General features: G+C 70.6%; 19 protein-coding genes. 9 read left to right on the plus strand and 10 right to left on the minus strand.

Features of this window, described 5'->3' with window-relative positions; genetic code table 11:
* Window positions 1-34: 34 nt before the first annotated feature.
* Together miaA and DK368_RS18280 are read right to left on the minus strand one after the other, a co-directional pair.
* Window positions 35-1,000 (minus strand): tRNA (adenosine(37)-N6)-dimethylallyltransferase MiaA, encoded by a 966-nt coding sequence (gene miaA, locus DK368_RS18275; RefSeq protein ID WP_114395439.1) that lies wholly within the window; start codon window positions 998-1,000, stop codon window positions 35-37.
* Window positions 1,001-1,007: 7 nt separating this feature from the next.
* A complete protein-coding gene (locus DK368_RS18280; protein ID WP_162306093.1) occupies window positions 1,008-2,102 on the minus strand; it encodes a 50S ribosomal protein L11 methyltransferase in 1,095 nt (364 codons plus the stop codon).
* 162 nt (window positions 2,103-2,264) lie between these two features.
* On the opposite strand from DK368_RS18280, the gene serB reads away from it, so the two are divergent.
* A complete protein-coding gene (gene serB, locus DK368_RS18285) occupies window positions 2,265-3,164 on the plus strand; it encodes a phosphoserine phosphatase SerB (RefSeq protein WP_114395440.1) in 900 nt (299 codons plus the stop codon).
* 77 nt (window positions 3,165-3,241) lie between these two features.
* Window positions 3,242-3,988: a sulfite exporter TauE/SafE family protein gene (locus tag DK368_RS18290; protein ID WP_114395415.1), complete on the plus strand. Its 747-nt coding sequence runs from the start codon at window positions 3,242-3,244 to the stop codon at window positions 3,986-3,988.
* An 87-nt stretch (window positions 3,989-4,075) separates the two neighbouring features.
* On the opposite strand, the gene DK368_RS18295 is transcribed toward DK368_RS18290, so the two are convergent.
* The 4 genes from DK368_RS18295 to hflK all read right to left on the minus strand — a co-directional run bounded on the left by DK368_RS18295 (window position 4,076) and on the right by hflK (window position 8,203).
* The gene (locus DK368_RS18295) at window positions 4,076-5,599 is read right to left on the minus strand and encodes a DegQ family serine endoprotease (protein WP_240002561.1); all 1,524 of its coding nucleotides are present in this window, start codon (window positions 5,597-5,599) and stop codon (window positions 4,076-4,078) included.
* 267 nt (window positions 5,600-5,866) lie between these two features.
* Complete coding sequence (locus DK368_RS18300) at window positions 5,867-6,052, minus strand: DUF2065 domain-containing protein (protein ID WP_114395417.1); 186 nt, start codon at window positions 6,050-6,052, stop codon at window positions 5,867-5,869.
* Between the two features lie 105 nt (window positions 6,053-6,157).
* On the minus strand, window positions 6,158-7,051 hold the full coding sequence (hflC, locus tag DK368_RS18305; RefSeq protein WP_114395418.1) for a protease modulator HflC: 894 nt from the start codon (window positions 7,049-7,051) through the stop codon (window positions 6,158-6,160).
* Window positions 7,052-7,063: 12 nt separating this feature from the next.
* Window positions 7,064-8,203: an FtsH protease activity modulator HflK gene (gene hflK / locus DK368_RS18310; protein WP_114395419.1), complete on the minus strand. Its 1,140-nt coding sequence runs from the start codon at window positions 8,201-8,203 to the stop codon at window positions 7,064-7,066.
* 163 nt (window positions 8,204-8,366) lie between these two features.
* Here hflK and apbC point away from each other — a divergent pair, with 163 nt between their 5' ends.
* Together apbC and DK368_RS18320 are read left to right on the plus strand one after the other, a co-directional pair.
* Window positions 8,367-9,530: an iron-sulfur cluster carrier protein ApbC gene (gene apbC / locus DK368_RS18315; protein ID WP_114395420.1), complete on the plus strand. Its 1,164-nt coding sequence runs from the start codon at window positions 8,367-8,369 to the stop codon at window positions 9,528-9,530.
* A 188-nt stretch (window positions 9,531-9,718) separates the two neighbouring features.
* A complete protein-coding gene (locus DK368_RS18320) occupies window positions 9,719-10,018 on the plus strand; it encodes a hypothetical protein (protein ID WP_155524633.1) in 300 nt (99 codons plus the stop codon).
* 107 nt (window positions 10,019-10,125) lie between these two features.
* Here the strand turns inward: DK368_RS18320 and DK368_RS18325 are convergent, their stop codons facing one another.
* Complete coding sequence (locus DK368_RS18325; protein WP_162306094.1) at window positions 10,126-11,058, minus strand: MBL fold metallo-hydrolase; 933 nt, start codon at window positions 11,056-11,058, stop codon at window positions 10,126-10,128.
* 207 nt (window positions 11,059-11,265) lie between these two features.
* Entirely contained in the window at window positions 11,266-11,796 is a 531-nt protein-coding gene (locus tag DK368_RS18330) for a hypothetical protein (protein ID WP_114395423.1), read from the minus strand.
* Window positions 11,797-12,053: 257 nt separating this feature from the next.
* Between DK368_RS18330 and DK368_RS18335 the strand changes: the two genes are divergently transcribed.
* The 3 genes from DK368_RS18335 to DK368_RS18345 are packed head-to-tail and all read left to right on the plus strand — an operon-like array spanning window position 12,054 to window position 15,887.
* Entirely contained in the window at window positions 12,054-13,004 is a 951-nt protein-coding gene (locus tag DK368_RS18335) for a glycosyltransferase family 2 protein (RefSeq protein WP_114395424.1), read from the plus strand.
* Window positions 13,001-14,455 carry an oligosaccharide flippase family protein gene (locus tag DK368_RS18340; protein WP_162306095.1) on the plus strand — a complete coding sequence of 485 codons (1,455 nt, stop codon included), beginning with the start codon at window positions 13,001-13,003 and terminating at the stop codon, window positions 14,453-14,455. The genes DK368_RS18335 and DK368_RS18340 overlap by 4 nt, the downstream gene beginning before the upstream one ends.
* A gap of 19 nt (window positions 14,456-14,474) precedes the next feature.
* Window positions 14,475-15,887: an oligosaccharide flippase family protein gene (locus DK368_RS18345; RefSeq protein WP_162306096.1), complete on the plus strand. Its 1,413-nt coding sequence runs from the start codon at window positions 14,475-14,477 to the stop codon at window positions 15,885-15,887.
* Here DK368_RS18345 and DK368_RS18350 read toward each other — a convergent pair.
* Window positions 15,882-16,961 (minus strand): glycosyltransferase family 2 protein, encoded by a 1,080-nt coding sequence (locus DK368_RS18350; protein WP_114395427.1) that lies wholly within the window; start codon window positions 16,959-16,961, stop codon window positions 15,882-15,884. The two genes, DK368_RS18345 and DK368_RS18350, sit on opposite strands and share 6 nt — an antisense overlap.
* A 31-nt stretch (window positions 16,962-16,992) precedes the next feature.
* On the minus strand, window positions 16,993-18,099 hold the full coding sequence (locus DK368_RS18355; RefSeq protein WP_114395428.1) for an acyltransferase family protein: 1,107 nt from the start codon (window positions 18,097-18,099) through the stop codon (window positions 16,993-16,995).
* A 169-nt stretch (window positions 18,100-18,268) separates the two neighbouring features.
* Here DK368_RS18355 and DK368_RS18360 point away from each other — a divergent pair, with 169 nt between their 5' ends.
* Together DK368_RS18360 and DK368_RS18365 are read left to right on the plus strand one after the other, a co-directional pair.
* Window positions 18,269-19,675 carry an O-antigen ligase family protein gene (locus DK368_RS18360; protein ID WP_114395429.1) on the plus strand — a complete coding sequence of 469 codons (1,407 nt, stop codon included), beginning with the start codon at window positions 18,269-18,271 and terminating at the stop codon, window positions 19,673-19,675.
* 89 nt (window positions 19,676-19,764) lie between these two features.
* Window positions 19,765-20,193 carry a dihydroneopterin aldolase gene (locus DK368_RS18365; RefSeq protein ID WP_114395430.1) on the plus strand — a complete coding sequence of 143 codons (429 nt, stop codon included), beginning with the start codon at window positions 19,765-19,767 and terminating at the stop codon, window positions 20,191-20,193.
* Window positions 20,194-20,486 lie beyond the last annotated feature (293 nt).

The following is a 20,486-nucleotide window of genomic DNA, read 5'->3' on the forward strand; positions in this document are numbered from 1 at the left end:
GGGAAGCCGACCCTAGACAAAAACGGAAACACGGTCAATCCTCAGAGGAAATGATCTGAGTCATACCAGCCATGATTTGGTCATAAAATTTCTCAAGCCCGGCCGACGCCGATAGATCGGCCGGATCGACACGGTGCGCTGCGACAAGCTGGTGCCGGAACCAGGTGACCTGCCGCTTGGCATAGTTCCGCGTCATCTGCTGGGCCGTGGCCGTGGCCGTGGCCAGATCCAGCCGCCCCTGCAGCAGCCCGCGCAGTTCCGGCACGCCCAAGGCCTTCATGGCCGGCAGCTCCGGGTCGAGGCCCAGCCGGTCGAGCTGCCGCACCTCCTCCAGCGCCCCCTGCTCCAGCATCTGCAGGAACCGGCGGTCGCACCGGGCATAGAGCCGGTCGCGGGGCGGATCGGCCACCACGGTCAGGAAGGCCAGATCGGCCGGGCGGTCGGCCGCCGCCTGGGCCTGCCACTGGCGGATGGAGCGGCCGGTGGCCTCCAGCACCTCCCAGGCGCGGACCAGCCGCTGGGTGTCGCCGGGCGCCAGCCGCGCCGCTGTTTCCGGATCGCGGCCGGCCAGCAGGGCATGCAGGCCGGGACTGCCCACCTGCTGTTGCAGGGCCAGGGCTGCCGCCCGCACCTCCGCGGGAATATCGGGGATATCGGCGATGCCATGCATCAGGGTGCGCAGATAGAGCCCGGTGCCGCCGACGACGATGGGCAGCCGCCCGGCGTCGCGGGCGGCCCGGATCTCGGCCAGGGCCAGATCGCGCCAGGCGGCGGCGCTCATGCGCACGGCGGGGGACACCACGCCATAGAGCCGGTGCGGCGCCCGCGCCATCTCCGCGGCATCGGGGCGGGCCGTGACCACGCGCAGGAGATCATAGACCTGCATGCTGTCGGCATTGATGACGGTGCCGCCGGCCCGCTCGGCCAGGGCCAGGGCCAGGCCCGACTTGCCCGACGCCGTCGGGCCGCCGATGACCAGGACAGCCGTCCGCGCCGCCATGTCGGACTCAGCGGACAGCCGGCCCATCCAGCCACACGGACAGCTTGTCGTCGGTGATGAGGCCGTTGATGGCGACCTGCGCGTCGGGCGCGTCCCAGACGCCGCCGTGCAGGCGGTGCGACAGCACGGCCCAGCAGGATTTCAGCCCGGCCTGCGGCCGGTTCTCATAGACCGCATCGGCCGCGCCGGACGGATCCATGGTGAGATGCAGCCATTGCAGCAGCACATTGACCGGAGCGCCCGTGGGCTGGACCGTGACCCTGGCCCGCATGTCCTGCCAGCTGTCGGGGTGCTCCAGGTCGAAGGCGAACAGCTCGGCCACGCTGGAGCGGATCTCCAGCCCCGCATGGCCCGGCTTCAGCTTGGCGACGGGCTGCACGGCCGGATCGAACCGGCGCAGATCGAATCCGCTGACCGTGCCCAGCGAGGGGGACTGGTCCGGATTGTAGCCGAGCGCCACCCGGGCGGCGATCCGGCCGGGGATCACGCGGCCGCCCGGCCGCAGCAGACGCCCCACCCCATCGCGGTGGACTTCGAGCACATTCTGCCCGACCAGGGTGTTCGAGACGATTTCGGAGACGATGACATCCACCGGCCGCTCGAGATCGCGGCCCAGCTCCAGCTCCTTGGAATGCCGCGCCACCACCTGGATGCGGTCGGCATAGCCGTTGGCGGCGATGACGCTCTCGGCCAGGGCGGCGGTCACCGGGTTCATCTCGCAGGCGATGACCCGCCCGGCACCGGCGCGGGCCGCCATCATGGCCAGCAGGCCGCTGCCGGTGCCGATATCCAGCACATGGTCGCCCGGCCCGATGGCCCGGCGCAGCGCCGCGTCATAGACGTCGTTGCGCCACTGGTCGGTCAGGATGGTCCGGTGGAACTGCGGCACGTTCTGCGACAGCAGGCCCTGTATCCAGCCGGCCGAGCGCTGGTCGAGATCGGGGCGGGCAAGCGCCGCCTGGGCAGCCACGACGGCCTCGGCCTTCTTCTCCTTGTGGAGAAGGGCCGAGACATAGAGCGCCAGCTGCGGCGTGGACATCTGCTCCGTGGCGGCTGCCGGCGTCCCGGCCACGGATTGCACCTTCTCAGCCACTGTCGACATGCTGCACCCTGCCCGCGTGTGATCGCGCCGCGGATTAAGCCCGGCGCCGGGCATCCTGTCCAGCCCGCTGCGGGACCGCTCGCCGCCCACGGGCAATGGCCCCGCCGGCCGCTTCCATGCTACATCTCCGGCCCTGCCGCCCTTTCGATCCGGATGTGCCCCATGCCCCATGTGCTGACCCTGATCACGTCCCCCGCCCTGGCGGGACTGGACGACAGCATGGCCCGCGCCGCGCGCGCGGCCCTGCGCGCGCTGGGGGCATCGGTCTCACCGCCGGACTGGCTGGCCCCCGGCATTGCCTGCGATCTGGCCTTCGACAGTCTGGACCCGGACCAGGCCCAGGCCGCCGCCGCCGGGGCCCTGGCCGGGCACCCGGTCGATGTGGTGGCACAGGCCGCCGAGGGGCGGCGCAAGGCGGTGCTGGTGGCCGACATGGAATCCACCATCATCGAACAGGAGATGCTGGACGAGCTGGGCGAGCTGGTGGGCGCCCGCGACCGCATCGCCGGGATCACCCGCCGCGCCATGAACGGGGAGATCGACTTCAAGGGCGCCTTGCGGGAGCGTGTGGCCCTGCTGGCCGGCCTGCCCGCCACGGCGCTGGCCGACATGATGGGCCGCATCACCCTGATGCCGGGCGCCGTCCCGCTGCTGGCGACGCTGAAGCGGCACGGGGTCCACTGCGCCCTGGTTTCCGGCGGCTTCAAGCCCTTCACCGCCCATGTGCGCGACCGGCTGGGCTTCGACGAGGATCAGGCCAACGATCTGGAGGCGGCCGACGGCCGCCTGACCGGCCGGCCGCTGGAGCCGATCCTGGACAAGGATGCCAAACTCCAGGCGCTGATCCGCATCGCCGGCGCCCGCCGGGTGCCGCTGGCCGCCAGCATGACCGTCGGTGACGGCGCCAACGACCTGCCCATGCTGCAGGCCGCCGGCCTGGGCGTGGCCTTCCACGCCAAGCCGGCCGTGGCCGCCCAGGCCCGCGCCCGCATCGACCATGGCGACCTGACGGCCCTGCTGTACATCCAGGGCTACCGGGCCGCGGAGATCGCGGCGGCCTGACCCGTGCTCCGCGGCGCAGGCCCGGACAGAGCGCTGAACAAGAGCCCCCCCGCAACCGAGCGGGGCCGAGGACCCCGATGGATTTCCTGCTTCCCCTGCTGCCCACCCTGCCCCAGGCGCTGGGGCTGGTCGCCGTCGGCGCCGTGGCCGGCCTCATCCGCGGCCTGACCGGGTTCGGCGCCGCCCTGGTCATCGTGCCCGGCCTGTCGCTGTTCCTGGACCCGACCCATGCCGTGGCCGTGAACATCCTGGCCGTGGGCAGCACCAACATCCCCCTGCTGGCCGGTGCCCGGCGGGAGGCCGATTACCGCACCGTCGGCTGGTTCTTCGCCGCCTGCGTGGTGGCCCTGCCCTTCGGCGTGCATCTGCTGACCGTGCTGCCGGCGCAGACGCTGGAAACCGCCATCGGCGTCAGCGTGATCCTGGCCTCGCTGCTGCTGTCACGGCCGCGCTTCCGGCTGGCCAAGGCCGGGCCGGGGCTGAAGCTGGGGGCCGGCGCCCTGTCCGGGCTGATGAACGGGGCCGTGGGCATGGGCGGGCCGCCGGTGATCCTGCTGCTGCTGGCCCTGCCGATCCCGCCGGTGGTGACGCGGGCCAGCCTGATCCTGCATTTCACCCTGCTGAACCTCCTCTCCCTGACGGCCCTGGTCTGGAACGGGCTGATCGATGCCCGCACAATGGTGCTGGCCGGCATCCTGATCCCGCCGCTGCTGGCCATGGCCTGGCTGGGCGAACGCTGGTTCCGCCGCAGCGGCGGCGCCAATTTCCGCCCCATCGCCATCGGCGTGCTGCTGGTCACCGGCATCGCCGCCCTGCTGGACTGACGCGGGAACGCCAGCCCAAGCCCCAAGGCAAAGGGCCGCCGTCCCCGGGGGAGCGGCGGCCCTGTCCTGTCCCGTTGACCGGCCGGGTCAGCCTTCGCCCAGGCTGAGGGCCAGGAACTGCAGCTCGCCCTGCCGCTCGATCAGCAGCAGCACGGCCTTCTGACCGGCCTCCTGGGCCTTCTTCACCCGGTCCTGCACATCGGCCGGGGTGGCGACCTCCTGCTGGCTGACCTCGACGATGATGTCGCCGGGCTTCAGCTGGCGCTGCTGCGCCGGGCTGTTGGGGGCGACGCGGGTGACCACCACGCCCTTGGACTGCTCGGCCAGTTCGAACTGCTTGCGCAATTCCGGCGTCAGCGCCGCCACGGTCATGCCGACAGAGTCCACCGTCTGCTGGGCCGGGTCCTGGTCGTTGCCGCCGCGGCCGCCGGGCAGGTTGGCCTGGACGGTGGGCTGTTCCGGGAATTCGCCGAGGGTCAGGGGAATGGTCTGGCGCTCGCCCTTGCGGAAGATGACGACGCTGACCTTCTTGTTGACCGGCATCTCCGCCACCATGCGCGGCAGGGCGCGGTTGTTGGCCACCTCCTTGCCGTCGAAGGTCAGGATGACGTCGCCCGGCTTGATCCCGGCCTTGGCCGCCGGGCTGTCCGGGGTGACGACGCCGACCAGCGCGCCCTTGGGCTCCTTCAGGCCCAGCGCCTCCGCCTCTTCCGGGGTGATGCTCTGGATCTGCACGCCCAGCCAGCCGCGGCGGACCTTGCCGCCCTCGCGCAGCTGCGCGATCACGCCCTTGGCCATGTTGGCCGGAATGGCGAAGCCGATGCCGATCGAGCCGCCGGTCTGGCTGAAGATGGCGGTGTTGATGCCGATGATCTCCCCCTCAAGATTGACCAGCGGGCCGCCGCTGTTGCCGCGGTTGATGGCGGCGTCGGTCTGCAGGAAGTCGTCGAAGCGGCCGGCGCCGATGTCGCGGGCGCGGGCGGAGATGATGCCGGCGGTCACGGTGCCGCCCAGGCCGAAGGGGTTGCCGATGGCCACGACCCAGTCGCCGACCTTGATGCCGTCGCTGTCGCCCCAGGACAGGGCCGGCAGCTTGCGGTCGGCCTTGACCTTCAGCAGGGCCAGATCGGTTTCCTTGTCGGTGCCCACCAGCTCGGCCTTCAGCTCGGTCTGGTCGGCATCCTGCAGGATGACCGTGATCTCGTCGGCCCCGTCGATGACGTGGTTGTTGGTGACCACATAGCCGGAGGAGTCGATGATGAAGCCGGAGCCCAGCGACTGGGCCCGGCGCGGCGGCGCGTTCGGGTCCTGCTGCTGCCGGTCGAAGAAATCGCGGAAGAATTCCTCGAACGGCGATCCCGGGGGGAATTCCGGCATGGGAACCGGACTGCGGCCCTGGCGGTTGGCCTGGATGGTCTGGGTGGTGGAGATGTTCACCACGGCCGGCAGGATGCGCTCGGCCAGGGGCGCGAAGCTCTCCGGCGCGCTCCGGGCATGGACCAGCCCGCCGGACAGCAGCGCCGCCAGCAGCGTCAGGATCAGCAGCCAGGGAACCAGCCGAGCCAGGGCCGGCCGGGCCTGCATCGGGCGGGAGCGAACGGGTATGGTCACGTCAATCTCCATGGGCCTTGCGATGGCCGCCCCTTGTCCCACGGTCCGACGTCACCCGTCCACGGCCCCGGGTCCAGGACCGCTGGCCTTCGGGAAACGCTGGCCGTCAGCTCCGCGATGCGGTGGCGGCGCGCCGGGTCCCCGCCCCTGCTGGGCACCCTGCACGCGACATACTATAGGCGGAGCCACGGGCGGCGCGAAGCATTCCTTCGCGTCTGGCCGCCCTTCGCGTCTGGCCGCGTTGCAGGCCGCGTCGCCGGCCCTCCTCTAACGCCGGATCAGCCAGACCAGGGCCACGCCCAACGTCATGGCGATCAGTCCGACACGCCGCAGCAGGCGGTCGGGCGTATCGGAGGCCTTGGCGGCCATGGATTTCATGGCCGCCGGGGCGGCGGCGTAGAGCAGCCCTTCGATCACCAGGACGAGGGCCAGGGCAGTCACGAGGTCGGTCACGGGGTCATGTCCCTGGCGGCACGGCAGAGGCGAGGGGGGGGGAGGCGGACAGAATTCAGCCGGACCGGAGCGGTCTCCGGCCCGGCTGACGGGGACGGGCCGGGCTTAACGGCGGGAACCGGCCGTGTTGCCCTGCACGCCGGACATGCTGTCGAAGAAGCGGAAGAACTCGCTGTCCGGCGACAGAACCAGCGAGGTGTTCTCGTCCTTCAGCGCCGTCCGGTACGCCTCCAGCGAGCGGTAGAACTGGTAGAAGTCCGGATTGCGCCCGGCGGCTTCGGCCAGGATGCGGATGGCCTGGTTGTCGCCCTCACCGCGCAGCACCTGGGAGTCGCGCTGGGCCTCGGCCAGGATCACGGTGCGCTCGCGCTCGGCCCGCGAGCGGATCTGCTGGGCCTGCTCCTGTCCCTGGGCGCGGGCCTCGGCGGCCTCACGGGCACGCTCGGAGCTCATGCGCTGATAGACGGACTGGGACGTGGCTTCCGGCAGATCGGCCCGGCGGATGCGCACATCGACGATCTCCATGCCGTTGGCGCGGGCCTCGATGTTCACCTGCTCCTTGATCTGGGCCATGACCTTGGCCCGGTCCTGGGACAGCACCGCCAGCAGCGTCACCGACCCTAACACACGGCGGAGCGAGGAGTTGACGATGGAGGCCAGACGGCTCTGGGCGTTGGCCTCGGTGCGGAAGCGCTGATAGAACAGCACCGGATCGGTGATGCGGTAGCGGGCGAAGGCATCGACCTCCAGCCGCTTCTGATCGGCCAGCAGCACCGGCTCCACCGGCGGGTCCACGTCCAGCACGCGCTTCTCCAGGAAGACCACGTCCTGCACGAAGGGGATCTTGAACTTCAGGCCCGGGTCCTGTTCGGACCGGACGATGGAGCCGAACTGCAGCACCAGCGCCTGCTGGGTCTGGGGGACGGTGAACATGGCGCCGGTGGCGACGATCGCCAGGACCAGCACCAGAACGCCGAGGGAGACCAGCTTCTTGCTCATCGCGGTCGCTCCTTACTGGCGCGGCTGGGCCGGCTGGCCGGACTGCCGGGACAGCAGCTCGTTCAGCGGCAGATAAGGCAGGGCGCCGGCGGCACCGTTCTTGCCGTCGAGGATGATCTTGTTGGTCTTGCCCAGGACCTCCTCCATCGTCTCCAGATACATGCGCCGCGCCGTCACCTCGGGCGCCTGGTTATAGGCCTCCAGCACCGACAGGAAGCGCTTGGCATCACCCTGGGCCAGGCTCACCACCTGCTCCCGGTAGGCGCTGGCCTCCTGGATCAGCTTCTCGGCCTCACCGCGGGCGGTGGGGATGATGCCGTTGCGGTAGGCTTCGGCCTCGTTGCGCAGGCGCTCGCGCTCCTGCCGGGCGCGCTGCACATCGTTGAAGGCGTCGACCACCGGGGCCGGCGGGTCCACCTTCTGCAGCTGCACGCGCTGCACCTCGATGCCGGCGGCGTAGTCGTCCAGCATCTCCTGCAACAGCTTGCGGGTGGACTGCTCGATCTCCGAGCGCGCCTCGGTCAGGGCCGGCTGGATCTCGGTGCGGCCGATGACTTCGCGCATGGCGCTTTCGGCGGCCTTGCGCACGGTCTGCTCGGGATCGCGGATGTTGAACAGGAAGTTCGGCGCGTCCTTGACGTTCCAGGCGACGGTGAAGTCGATGTCGATGATGTTCTCGTCGCCGGTCAGCATCAGCGACTCGTCCGGGACGTCGCTGGCGCCGGGACGGCGGGAATCACCCTGCGAGCGATAGCCGATGTCCAGCCGCCGCTCGGTCGTGACCTGGGCGATCTGCACCCGCTCGATCGGGGCCGGCAGATGGTAGCGCAGGCCCGGCTCCGTGGTGCGCTCATAGGCGCCGAAGCGCAGAACCACACCGCGCTCGTCGGGCTGCACGCGGTAGATGCCGCTGGCCAGCCAGAGGGCGGCCAGAACGCCGACGACCAGGGCCACGCCCTTGCCGCTGCCGAAACCGCCCGGCGCCATGCGCTTGAACCGCTCCTGCCCCTTGCGCAGAAGATCGTCGAGATCGGGTCCCGGCGGCTGGCCGCCACCGGATGGCCGGCCCCAGGGATTGTTGTTTCCGCCGCCTCCGGGGGGCGATCCCCACGGTCCGCCGCCTCCACCGCCGCCTTGATTGTTCCAGGGCATGTTCACCGACCCTTTGCTTGAAACCGTTCCGGGAGAGCCCCGGCTTTCGTGCCGCGGTCCTTTCCTCGCCTGGGTCCCCACCGTATATATCCGGGGCTGCGCAGGGAAGCCTCTCGGCCGAGAGATGCCTGCCAATATTGGGAAGGGATTGGAGTTTTCAACCATGGCCGAGGTCACCGAAGCCCAAGTTCTGGACGCGCTCCGGACCGTAAAAGACCCCGACAGGGGGAACGACATCGTCAGCCTGGGCATGATTTCGGGCCTGGCGATCAAGGGCGGCAATGTGGGTTTCTCGATCGAGGTCGATCCCAAGCGCGGTCCGGCGCTTGAGCCCCTGCGCCAGGCGGCGGAGAAGGCCGTCGATTCCATTCGCGGCGTCACCTCGGTGACGGCCATCCTCACCGCCCATCGCGCCGGCCCGCAGATGCCGGGCCGTGGCGGCCATGATGGCGGCCATGGCGGGCACGGCGGTCATTCCCATGGCGCCGCGCCGGCCCAGGGTGGCCCCCAGGGTGGTGGTGGTAAGGCCGGCGTTCCCGGCGTGCGGGCCATCGTCGCCGTCGCCTCGGGCAAGGGCGGCGTCGGCAAATCGACCACGGCCGCCAACCTGGCGCTGGCCCTGGCCGCCAACGGCCAGCGCGTCGGCCTGCTGGACGCCGACATCTACGGCCCGTCCATGCCGCGCATGATGGGCATCACCGGCAAGCCGAACAGCCGCGACGGCAAGACCCTGGAGCCGATGGAGAATTACGGCATCAAGGTCATGTCCATGGGCTTCCTGGTGGCCGAGGACACGCCGATGATCTGGCGCGGCCCCATGGTGATGAGCGCCATCCAGCAGATGCTGCGCGACGTGGCCTGGGGCGAGCTGGACGTGCTGGTGGTGGACATGCCGCCGGGCACCGGCGATGCCCAGCTGACCATGGCCCAGAATGTGCCCCTGGCCGGCGCCGTCATCGTCTCCACGCCACAGGACATCGCCCTGCTGGACGCCCGCAAGGGGCTGAACATGTTCCGCCGCGTCGATGTGCCCGTGCTGGGCATCGTCGAGAACATGTCCTATTTCTGCTGCCCGAACTGCGGCCACCGCAGCGACATCTTCAGCCATGGCGGCGCCCGGGCCGAGGCGGAGAAGCTGGGCGTGGACTTCCTGGGCGAAGTGCCGCTGGACATCGCCATCCGCGAGACCAGCGACGGCGGCACGCCTATCGTCATGGCCCGCCCGGACAGCGAGCACGCCAAGGTCTACCGCCAGATCGCGAGCACGGTCTGGGCCAAGATCGGCGCCGGCCCCCGCCGCGCCGGTCCGAAGATCGTCATCGAGTAAGACCGGCCGCTCGGTCAGGAGCATCCGGGCCGGCTGCGGACGCAGCGCCGGCCCGGATACCCAGGCCTGGATACCCAGGCCCGGACATCTGCGGCCGATTGCTGCACTGCGCCGCGCGCATGTGATTTTTTCTTTCCATTAACCGATATGGCCGATACATAATGTTCCATATCCGGTCGAGGATGGACATGATGTATCAGGACGAGCCGATCAAGGTTGCATATGCGTTCCGCAACGGCGCCCACACCTTCCGGGCCGCCGACCCCCGCCTGGGCGAGGTCGCGGTGACCCATGGCGTGCCGGAGGTCGCCTATGAGGAGGTGACGCGGACCCTGAGCGAGCGGGTGTCGCGGCAATTCGGCGCCTATGCCCAGGCCCGTCCGCAGCTGTCCTTCCGCGATTTCTGGACCTGGCTGCAGATGAACCCCATCGCCGCCATGCCCAACGCCCCCTGCCGGGTCGAGTTCACCTGGGACGTCCGGCACTGAGCCGTCCCCCTGCCCGCACTCCGGATGACGCCGACCGGCGCTGACGATCGGGCGCAGCGGCGCCCGGACAGAACCAACGGGACAAGGCCTCCCGCCGGGACAGCGGGTCAGCCCACGCCGGCTCCTCCGTCGCCGTCTGCCGCGCCGGCCAACCCCCGTGTCTCGCCGATGCGCAGCAGCCAGGCCTGATCCAGCCCGGCAGCGGACGCCGCGGCGCGGAAGCGGGCCGGCGGTTCGAACGGATCTTCCAGCGTCAGCACCACGGTGCCCCAATGCATGCCGACGATGCGGCGGGCGCGGATATCGCCGGCGATGGCCACCGCTTCCTCCGGCGTGGTGTGGACCGGGCGCATCAGCGGACGCGGGTCATAGGCGCCGATGCCGATCATGGCCAGATCGAAGGGGCCGTGCGCGGCGCCGATCTGCCGGAACACCGGGGCGTGATAGCCGGAATCGCCGCCGAACCAGAGCTTGCGCCCCCCCGCTTCCAGCACATAGGAGCACCACAGCGTCCGGTTCCTGTCGAACAGGCCGCGGGCGCTGGCATGGATGGCCGGCGTCGCCGTGACCGTCAGCCCGCCGTGACGGTGGCTGTCGCCCCAATCTAGCTCCTGCACGCTGGTGAATCCCTGCCGGCGCACCAGCGGCGCCAGCCGCAGCGGCACCACGGCGGTGCGGATGCCCCGCCGCGCCAGGGCCTTCAGGGTCGGCACGCAGAGATGGTCGTAATGGCTGTGCGACAGCAGCACCAGATCGACCGGCGGCAGCCGCTCCACCGGCAGGCCCGGCGGCACATAGCGCTTCGGCCCCCAGCCGGGCCGCGGGCTGGCCCAGTCGGACAGCCAGGGATCGGTCAGAATGGTGAGGCCGCCCAGGCGGATCAGGAAGCAGGCATGGCACAGCCAGGTGATGCTGTCCTGACCGGCGGCACGGGCCGCCGCCAGCCGGGCCTCCGCTTCGGCCAGGGGCAGCACATGACCGTCTGGAATGGCGACGGGCTGGCCGCCCTTCTGCGACGTGCGTCTCAGGAAGGACAGCATGGCGCGCCAGGACCCCGGCTGGCGCTGCGGACTTCCGGGCGGATTGCGGAACCCACCCGCGGTATGGTGGGACGGGACAGTCGGGAGCGGATCTTTCGGCATCGTTTCCGGCAAATGGGCGCGGCCCCGTCAGAAATCCAGCCCCGAAGCGCCGCACGGCCGATGTGGGAGCCGATGCGGGATCGGTCCCGCCGGCAGGGGCCGGCGCTAATCCCCGAAGCGCTGCAAGGGCGGCGGCGCCGTCTTCAGCAGCTCTTCCAGCAGACCGACGATCTCCTCCATCTCCAGGCGGACCTTGTCCAGCTCCTCGGAGGTCTTGTCGTCCAGTGCCGCTTCCAGCAGCATCATGTCATAGTCGCGCAGCACCCCCTCGAAGGCGTCGCGCTCCATCTCCAGGATCTCGTAAGCCCCCAACGCATGCACCAGCATGTCGGGCGGATGGCGGAAGAAGGCCAGGCTGATGCGGGTGAAGGCGGCGATGCCGCGCAGGCGCATGCGCACCAGCCAGCCCTTGAGATCCTCCGGCACGCCCTGGCGCGGCGCCTCCTCGGCCTTGTCGCTGATCGTGAAGATCATCGACTGGATTTCCAGATACTGGGCGCGGGCCTTCTTGTAGTCGGGAAAGGTGCGCAGGGTCTGACCCACGCTCTTCTCGAACTGGACGACCGCATCGGACAGCGACCGCGCCAGTTTGCGCATCACCGTTGCCCGCTGGGCCAACTCCTGTTCATACCGCATGGCGTCCTCATGCCGGGAAATCCGCCACCACCTTATCGCGGCGAAACACCCCCTGCCAGCCCTGCCACGCCGGCTTTACCGCCCTTGCCCCCCGACTAACCGTCTGGATAGCCGCGCAAGGTGCCGCGACAGCCACCCTCCGCTCTGCCTATGGTTCCCCTGGCTTCGACGGCACGCGAAGGGCGTGCGCCCCGTGCCCGGTCGGGCTCCCGCGCGTTACCCGCCGGACAGACCGGCAGCGGAGGGATCTGGGGTCCATGCTCACCGTCATCTTCTCGTCCCACAACGGGGCCCGCACCCTGCCGCGGGTGCTGGAGGCCTACACGCGCCTGATCGCGCCGCGGGGTGGCTGGCGCCTGATCGCCGTGGACAACGGCAGCAGCGACGACACGCCCGCCATCCTGTCCTCCTTCGTCGGCCGGCTGCCGCTGACGCTGCTGCGTGAAGCCGGCAAGGGCAAGAACCGGGCCCTGAACCGGGCCCTGCCCCAGGCCGAGGGCGATCTGTTCGTCTTCACCGACGATGACGCCGTGCCGGAGCCGGACTGGCTTCTGCGCCTGCGGGCCGCGGCGGATGCGCACCGGGAGCATGACATCTTCGGCGGCGCCATCCGCCCCTTCTGGCCGCACGACCCGCCGGACTGGATGGCCCGGTTCAAGCTGCCGCTGAACGTGCTCTATGCCGTGACGCAGGAGCAGGAGGGTCCCTGCGCCGCCTCCCTGGTCTGGGGTCCCAACATGGCCATCCGGGCGGCGGTCTTCCGCCAGGGACACCGGTTCGACGACACGGTCGGACCCGACGGCACCCCCGCCTATGCCATGGGCAGCGAGACGGAGTTCAACACGCGGCTGGAGCGGGCCGGCCACCGGGCCTGGTTCGTGGCCGACGCCCTGGTTCACCACATGATCCGGCCGGAACAGATGGACGAAGGCTGGATCCTGGGCCGCGCCTACCGCCATGGCCGCGGCATCCGCCGCTTCGACCCGGACCGCGGCGGCGGCGGCCCGATGATCGGCGCCCTGCCGCTGGCCGTCGCCGCCCGGCTGGCCTTCTACCGGGCGGCGGCGCCGCTGGTGCGGCCGCTGCCGCCGTCGCGCAAGCGCTTCTGGATGCTCTGGCGGGAGCAATGGTACCGCGGCCTGGCCGACAGCTACCGCATGGGGCCGCCCCCCCGCCTGGGCACCCCGCAGCCCACGCGTGCCGCATGATCCGGCGCTCCTTCCTGTTCTCCTTCGCCCAGAGCTACAGCTCGCAGATGGTCCGCATCGTCAGTCTGGTGCTGCTGGCCCGCCTGCTGTCGCCCGACGATTTCGGCGTCTTCGCCTCCGGCCAGGCCATCATGATGCTGATCCTGGTGGTGGCCGAGTTCGGCCTGACCAAATATCTGATCCAGGAGACGGCGCTGACGCCGGAGCGGGAGCGCACGGCGCTGGGCCTGTCGCTGCTGGTGTCGCTGGCCTGTGCCGCCTGCGTCTATCTAGCCGCCGCCTTCGGCGTGGGACTGGTCTGGGACCGGCAATTGGCGGCCACGGTGTCCATCCTGGCGGTCTGCCTGCTGGTCCAGCCGCTGACCCTGCCGATCATGGCCATGACCCAGCGGCAGATGCGGTTCGACACGCTGTTCTACATCGGCACCTTCAAGACGCTGATGAATGTGGCGGTGTCCGTGATCCTGGCCTGGCAGGGCTTCGGCTATCTGTCGCTGGCCTGGGGCATGGCGGCGGAGCATCTGTCCGGTGCTGTCTGCGCCCTGCTGCTGCTGAAGCGCTATCCCGTGCGCAAGCCCAGCCTGTCGCGCTGGCGCGAGGTGTTCCGCTTCGGCCGGCTGGCCACCGGCATGGGCATCCTGCACGAGTTCGGCAATACCAGCACGCTGGTGGTGGGGCAGGTCTTCCTGGGCTATGCCGCCGTCGGCCTGCTGAACCGGGCGCAGGCCGTCAACACCCTGTTCGACAAGGTCATCCTGCAGGCGGTGACGCCGGTGATCCTGCCGGCGCTGGGCGCCGCCACGCGGGAGGGGCGGGATCTGAAGCCGCTCTACACCACCAAGCTGGCCTTCCTGTCGGCGGCCTGCTGGCCCTTCTTCCTGTTCGTCTTCCTGTTCGCCGAGCCGCTGGTCGGCGTGCTGCTGGGCCACCAGTGGGACGAGGCGGTGCCCGTGGTGCGCATCCTGTCGGGCGTCGGCCTGTTCATGCCCTTCACCCATCTGTCGATCCAGTTCGTCATCGTGCTGGGCACGCTGGATGTGTGGCTGCGGCGGCTGGCCTGGTCGCAGCTGGCCCGGCTGGCCCTCTGCATCGGCGCCGCCCAGCTGTCACTGGCCTGGCTGGCCGCCACGCTGGTGGTGGACTGGGGCATCAAGGCCTGGATCATGCAGCGCCCGATCAAGATGAAGCTGGACTTCACCCTGGCCGACCTGTGGCGCGCGACCGGCCCCAGCCTGGCCATGACCGCCGCCTGCGGTGCCGCCATGCTGGCCGTGCTGACGCTGGTGCCGGCCGGCCACGACTGGAGCCTGGTCCTGGTCGGCGCCGGCGTCTGGTGCCTGACCTGGCTTGGCTCGGCCCTGCTGGTCCATGACCGCATCCGGGGCGAGGTGCTGCACCTGCTGGGGGCCGTCCGCCGGCGTCTGACCCGCTCCGGCGCGGCCACGGCCTGATCCCATGCACAGCCGCCGAATGCACAGCCGCCGACGCACCGGACGCGGCTGGGCCGTGCTGGACCGCTGGAGCCAGCAGGGCGCGCAGTTGGCCGGCGCGCTGCTGGTGGCGCGGCTGATCGGGCCACAGGCCTTCGGCACCGCCGCCCTGGTGCTGCTGGCCCTGACCTTTCTCCAGGGGTTGCTGCTGGACGGGCTGACCGACGCCGTGCTGCGCCGGCAGCGCCTGACCCGCGGGGGGCTTGCCACGGCTGTCTGGGCCAGCGCCCTGGCCGGGCTTCTGGTGCTGGCCCTGCTGGCCGCCGCCGCGGCAGCGGCAGCGGCAGCAACGGGGACTGCGGCGGGGCCGGGCTTCATGACCCTGCTGCTGCTGGGGGCGCTGTCCCTGCCGGCCACCGGCCCAGCCGCCGTTCTCGACGGGCTGGCGCGCCGGCAGCAGCGGTTTCGGCTGCTGGCCCTGCGCGGCGTGCTGGCGCATGGCCCGGCCTGGGGACTGGCCGTGCTGCTGGCGGCCTGGGGCCAGGGCGCCCTGGCCATGGTCGCGGCCCAGGCCACCCTGCGCTGGCTGGAGCTGGCCCTGCTGGTGGCCGGGCTGGGGCTGCCCCGGCCGCGGATCACCCGCCCGGACCTCGTCCGGCTGCTGCGCGATGCCGCCGACGGCACCGCGATGAAGATCACCGGCTTCCTGGTGCTGCAGGCCGAACGGGTGCTGATCGGCACCCTGGCCGGGCCGGCGGCGCTGGGCCTTTACGGGCTGGCGCGGCGGCTGGTGGACAATCTGGTCTTCGCCCTGGCCGGGGTGGCGGGGCCGTTGCTGTTCCGTGACCTGTCGCGCCTGCCGCCGGGCGCGGCGGCGGACCCGCTGCGGCGGCAGGCCGGTCTGCTGGCCCTGGCCGCCGCCCCCGCCTTCCTGGGACTGGCCGTGGTGGCCGGGCCGCTGCTGGCCGCCCTGCTGGGGCCGGCCTGGGCGGACGCCGCCGCCCTGCTGCCGCTGCTGGCGCTGGGCGGGCTGTTCACCGCCCTGGCCTGGCTGCTGATCGCGGCCCTGCGCGCCCTGGGCGGCGGCGGCGAGGCTGTCCGCACCAACCTGCTGCTGGCCTTCGTCAAGATCACGGCCGTGCTGCTGGCCCTGCCCCAGGGCCTGACGGCCGTGGCCTGGGTCGATCCGGCCTGCGCCCTGCTGGGCCTGGGCCTGTGGGCGGGACGGCTGCACCGGCTCTGTCCGGCCCTGCCGCGGGCGGCCCTGGCCGCCGCCTGGTCGCCGCTGCTGCTGGCGGCCGGCATGGCCGCGCTGGTCGCCGCCCTGGCCCGGCTGCTGCCGGACCACCTCCCGCCGGCTGCGGCCCTGACACTGCTGATCGGGGCCGGGATCGGCCTCTACACGCTGGGCCTGCGGCTCACCGGCCTGGCGGCGGGCCCCCTGCGCTCATGACGCCGCCGGCAGCATCAGACGCGGGGGCGCCCCGGCCGGCTTGTGCGCCGCCAGGGTGGCGACACGGGCGCGGCGGCGGCGCTCCAGCGGCGGCATCACCGGCGCCCCCGCCCGGTCGAGCCGGTCGCCGACGCGCAGGAAATGCTCGGCCGGCACCCGGCCCGCCATTTCCCGGCCGGTCAGCCGGGCCAGCTGGGCCACGACGCCCTTGGGCCGGATGGTCAGGGGCAGCAGCGGGTCCAGCGCCATGGCCCGCGCCAGCCGGGCCAGACCGCGCCGGTGCCGCCCGACCTTGAGATCGCGCTTGGCCGCATAGAGCTCGAACTTGGCCCGCGTCAGGCGGAACAGCCAGGCCGGCAGCTCGGGATGCTCGGCCTGCAGCCGGTCCAGCAGTTCGGCGTGGAACTGCTCGGTCTCATGGGTGCGGTGGGACAGGCTGGTGGCCAGGATGCGATAGCCGACCAGGAATTCCGGGACCACGGCGAAGCGCCAGCGCTCGGCCAGACGCAGCGCCATCATGCCCTCGTCGTAATGGGGCAGGCTGGTGTCGTATCCGCCCACGGCCAGCATGGCCGCCTTCCGCATCAGCATGGTGCTGCCATTGCCGATGAAGCCGTACATGATCAGCGGCGGGAACGGATTCTCGTCGAAGCTGAAGGCATGGATGATGCCGTTGGGAATGACGCGGCTGCGCTCGTCGATGGCCCAGGACCAGCAATAGACCAGGGCCGTGCCCGGCCCGCTGGCCTGCATCAGCGCCATCTGCTTCTCCAGCTTGGTCGGCTGCCACAGATCGTCGCCGTCCAGGGTGGCGATGAACTCGCCGCGCGCCAGATGCAGGCCGGTGTTGCGGGCCACGGGACAGCCGCCATTGGGCTGGCGGTGCAGCCGCACCCGCGGGTCGCGCGCCGCCAGCTCGGCCGCGATCCCGGCGGTGGCGTCCTGCGAGCCGTCATCGACGACGATCAGCTCCAGCGACCGCCAGGTCTGGGCCAGGGCGGATTCCAGCGTCTCGCGCAGGGTCCGCGCCGCATTCCAGACGGGGACGATGATCGACACCAGGGGCTCTTGCATCCGGTAACCTCAAGAAAATCCGGGACGGTTCTCAGGACAACGCGCCGGACCCGGCGCGGGTGCCCGGCAGCAGGGCCCGCGCCAGCCGCCGGCCCATGCGGATGCCCGGCTGTTCCACCGTGCGGACCATCAGATCGGCCAGCCCCAGCGACAGCAGGACCCCGAGATAGAGCAGCGGCAGCACCGCCGGGCCGCGCAGGCCGGACCAGGCGCCGGCGCCCCAGGCCACGGCTTCCAGCACCAGGTAATGCACGAGATAAAGGGAATAGCTGATGCGGCCGAGATACTGGGCCAGCGGACCGGTCATGCTGACAGCCCAGAGACGCCCCAGCACGGGCAGCCGCTCCGATCCCGGCATCAGCATCAGCGCCACCAGCAGCCAGGCCGCCACCGGCAGGTTGAGAAGGGCAAGGGCGGCCGCGATGGCCACGGCCAGCGCCAGCCGCACCGGCCCGTCGCCGGGCAGCCGTCCCGCGGCGATGGCGGCCAGCCAGCGGTCGGTCAGCATGCCCAGCAGGAACAGATGCAGGCAGAGCAGCAGAAAGCTGGGCTTGGCCCAGGCCAGGGGCACCTGCCCCATGGCCAGCACCAGCAGGCCGCAGCCCCCCAGCACCAGCCAGCGCAGCCGCGGCAGCGCCAGACCCGCGGCGATCAGCGGCGCCAGCAGATAGAACTGCCATTCCACCGATACGCTCCACCCCGGCGCCAGGAAGGCGGTGGAACTGCCGGGCAGCCAGCTGTCCGGCACCAGCCCATGCATCAGCGACAGGTGCAGCAGCACATGCTCCGCCATATCGGCCTTGTGGGCGGCGAACAGGGGCAGTGCTGTATAGAGCAGCAGCCCGGCGGCGAAGCAGAGCAGGAAGGCGGGATAGAGCCGCAGGAAGCGCCGCAGGATGAAGATGGCATAGGGTTCCGGTGCCACCCGCAGCTGGCGGCCGATGACGAATCCGCTGAGGATGACGAACACGGCCACCGCCAGCTCGCCATTGCCCAGCAGGCCGGCCAGACGGGACCCGGGATAGGTCTCGCGCAGCAGGGCGAACTGCACCACATGGGCGTTGACCACCCACAGGGAAAGCCAGCCGCGCAGCCCGTCCAGATCCGACAGGCGCGCCGGTGAAGTCAATGCGGTCATGATCGTCCGAAGAATGAAGCGCGTGTCGGATTAAAGGCTGTGCGCACCGGGGCGGGCAACGGCTCTCCCGCGGTGCGAAACTCTGGTTAGCCCGAATGCTTTGTTGGCTGTGGCCGGGGGGCCGGCGTTAGCTGCCGGCAGTGACAGCGGAGCGGACGACCACCCGGCCATGAGCAGCACCGATCTTGCCCCCGACCAGCCGCGCCTGCGGCTGCTGCTGACCCTGTCGGGCCTGGCCCTGGCCGCCATCCTGGCGCTGGCGGTGCTGAAGCCGACGCTGGTGCTGATGCTGTACGGGCTGGTGATCCTGGCCCTGCTGGCCCTGGGCGGCCTGCTGCGGCCGGATCTGTACCTGCTGGGTCTCACCGCCTTCATGGCGCTGCGGCCGGAGGAGTATCTGGACCCGATCGGCGGCATGGAGGGCAGTTCCTGGTACAAGCTGGGGCTGCTGGGGGTGCTGATCCTCTATGCCGCCCGTTTCGGGCTGCTGCGCCGGACCAACTGGCCGCTGCTGGCCATGACGGTCATCGCCTTCTACAGCCTGTTCAACCCGGACCTCTATCCCGCCCTGACCCGGTTCCAGATCATCAAATCGCTGATCGGGCTGGGATCGGTCTTCATCGTCTTCAACCTGGCCTACCGGCCGCAGGATTGCCGCCGGCTGATCTGGGTCATCGCCCTGCTGCCGCCCCTCAGCGTCGTCGGCGGTCTGGCGGAGGAGGCGGCGGGTCTGGGCCGCATGCTGGAGATCGATCCCATCTCCAACGTGCTGCGGCTGCAGGGCGGCACCATTCCGGCCTATCTGGCTTCGCTCTGCTTCACCGGCTTCGTCGCCGCCCTCAACGAGGCCATCCTGGACCGGCGGCGGGTGTTCTGGCTGCTGGCCGCGGTCAATCTGGCCATCCTGCTGGCCACGCTGGGGCGCATGCCGCTGGCGCTGTGCATGCTCTACGCCCTGTCGCTGCTGCTGTTGCTGCCCTTCCGCGTGCTGGGCGTCGAGCGCCGCTTCATCATCCTGCTGGCCGGCAGCCTGTGTCTGGCCCTGTTCGTGGTCGCCTTCGCCGACGCGCTGATCAGCCGCTTCGTCAGTTCCGGCAGCCCCGGCGACACCGGCGGATCGCTGAACTTCATGGGGCGCATGCTCTATTGGGAGCTGGCGGGCGAGGTGCTGAAGGTCAATCCCGTCATCGGCCGCGGCCTGGGCACCGGCATCATCTTCATGCTGGACGCCCATATCCCCGGCAATATCCGCGCGCCGCACAACGAATATCTGCGGCTGCTGGTGGATGGCGGCTGGGTCGGCCTCGGCCTGTTCGTCACCGGCCTGCTGGCGCTGCTGCGGCGCCAGACCCGCGGCCAGCCCGCGGAGATCCGGATCATGGCCTGGACCGCCCTGCTCTGCCTCGGCATCTACAGCCTGACCGACAATGCCCTGTCGGCGCCGACGGCGGTGACCTTCTTCCTCTATCTGGCCCTGCTGCTGCAGCGGGCGCCCGGCCCGCGCGAGCTGCGCCAGCAGGAAGCCGGGTGGCAGGCCGGGCGGGAGGCCGGGCCGGACAGGGCGCCGGCGGCCTGAGCCCTGCTTCCTCTGCGCCTCCGTGCCCCGATTTTACCGGGGTGCGCGGCCTTGTGCCGGGGCGGCTCCGGGTGCTAGATGCCGGCCCCATGAAGACCAAGACCCTGTTCGCCCAGGTCACCCGGCCGGCCCCCGTCCCCGTGCAGATCCACAGCGTCAAGCGTTCGCCCGCGCGCATCTTCGTGCGCGATCTGGTGCTGCCGGCGCTGGTGGGCATCTATGACCGCGAGAAGGGGGCGGCCCAGCGCCTGCGCATCAATCTCGACCTGACTGTGGCCGACTGGACACCGCAGGTCCGCGACGAGATCACCGCCGTCGTCTCCTACGAGGATGCGGTCAACCGGGTCACCGCCCTGGTGCGGCAGGGCCATGTGCATCTGCTGGAAACCCTGGCCGAGCGCATCGCCGCCGACCTCCTGGCCGATTCCCGCATCCAGAGCGCCACCATCCGCCTGGAAAAGCTGGACGCCTTCGCCGACTGCGCCAGCGTCGGCGTGGAGATCACCCGCGGGCGGTGAAATCTCCAACAAGGCTGGGCTTGCAGATTATTCCGCTCTCACCCTGTAGACCCGGCATCTCAGTCACCCAAAATCGAATCCGCCACGCATAAGCAGGATTTATTTTCTAGAGCGATTTTCTGTCTGACGGAATCGTATTGGGATTCCCCTTTTCTGCGGGACATGTTTCAAGGTGCGGGCTGGAGCAGGAGGCCAGCCGGCATGACGCGACCTCTTTCCCTGGACCTGCGTTCGCGGCTCATTGCCGCCGTGGAGGGCGGGCAGTCCCGCCGGGCGGCGGCCAAGCGGTTCGG

The sequence above is a fragment of the Oleisolibacter albus genome, assembly GCF_003336875.1.
Taxonomy (GTDB): Bacteria; Pseudomonadota; Alphaproteobacteria; order Azospirillales; family Azospirillaceae; genus Niveispirillum; species Niveispirillum album.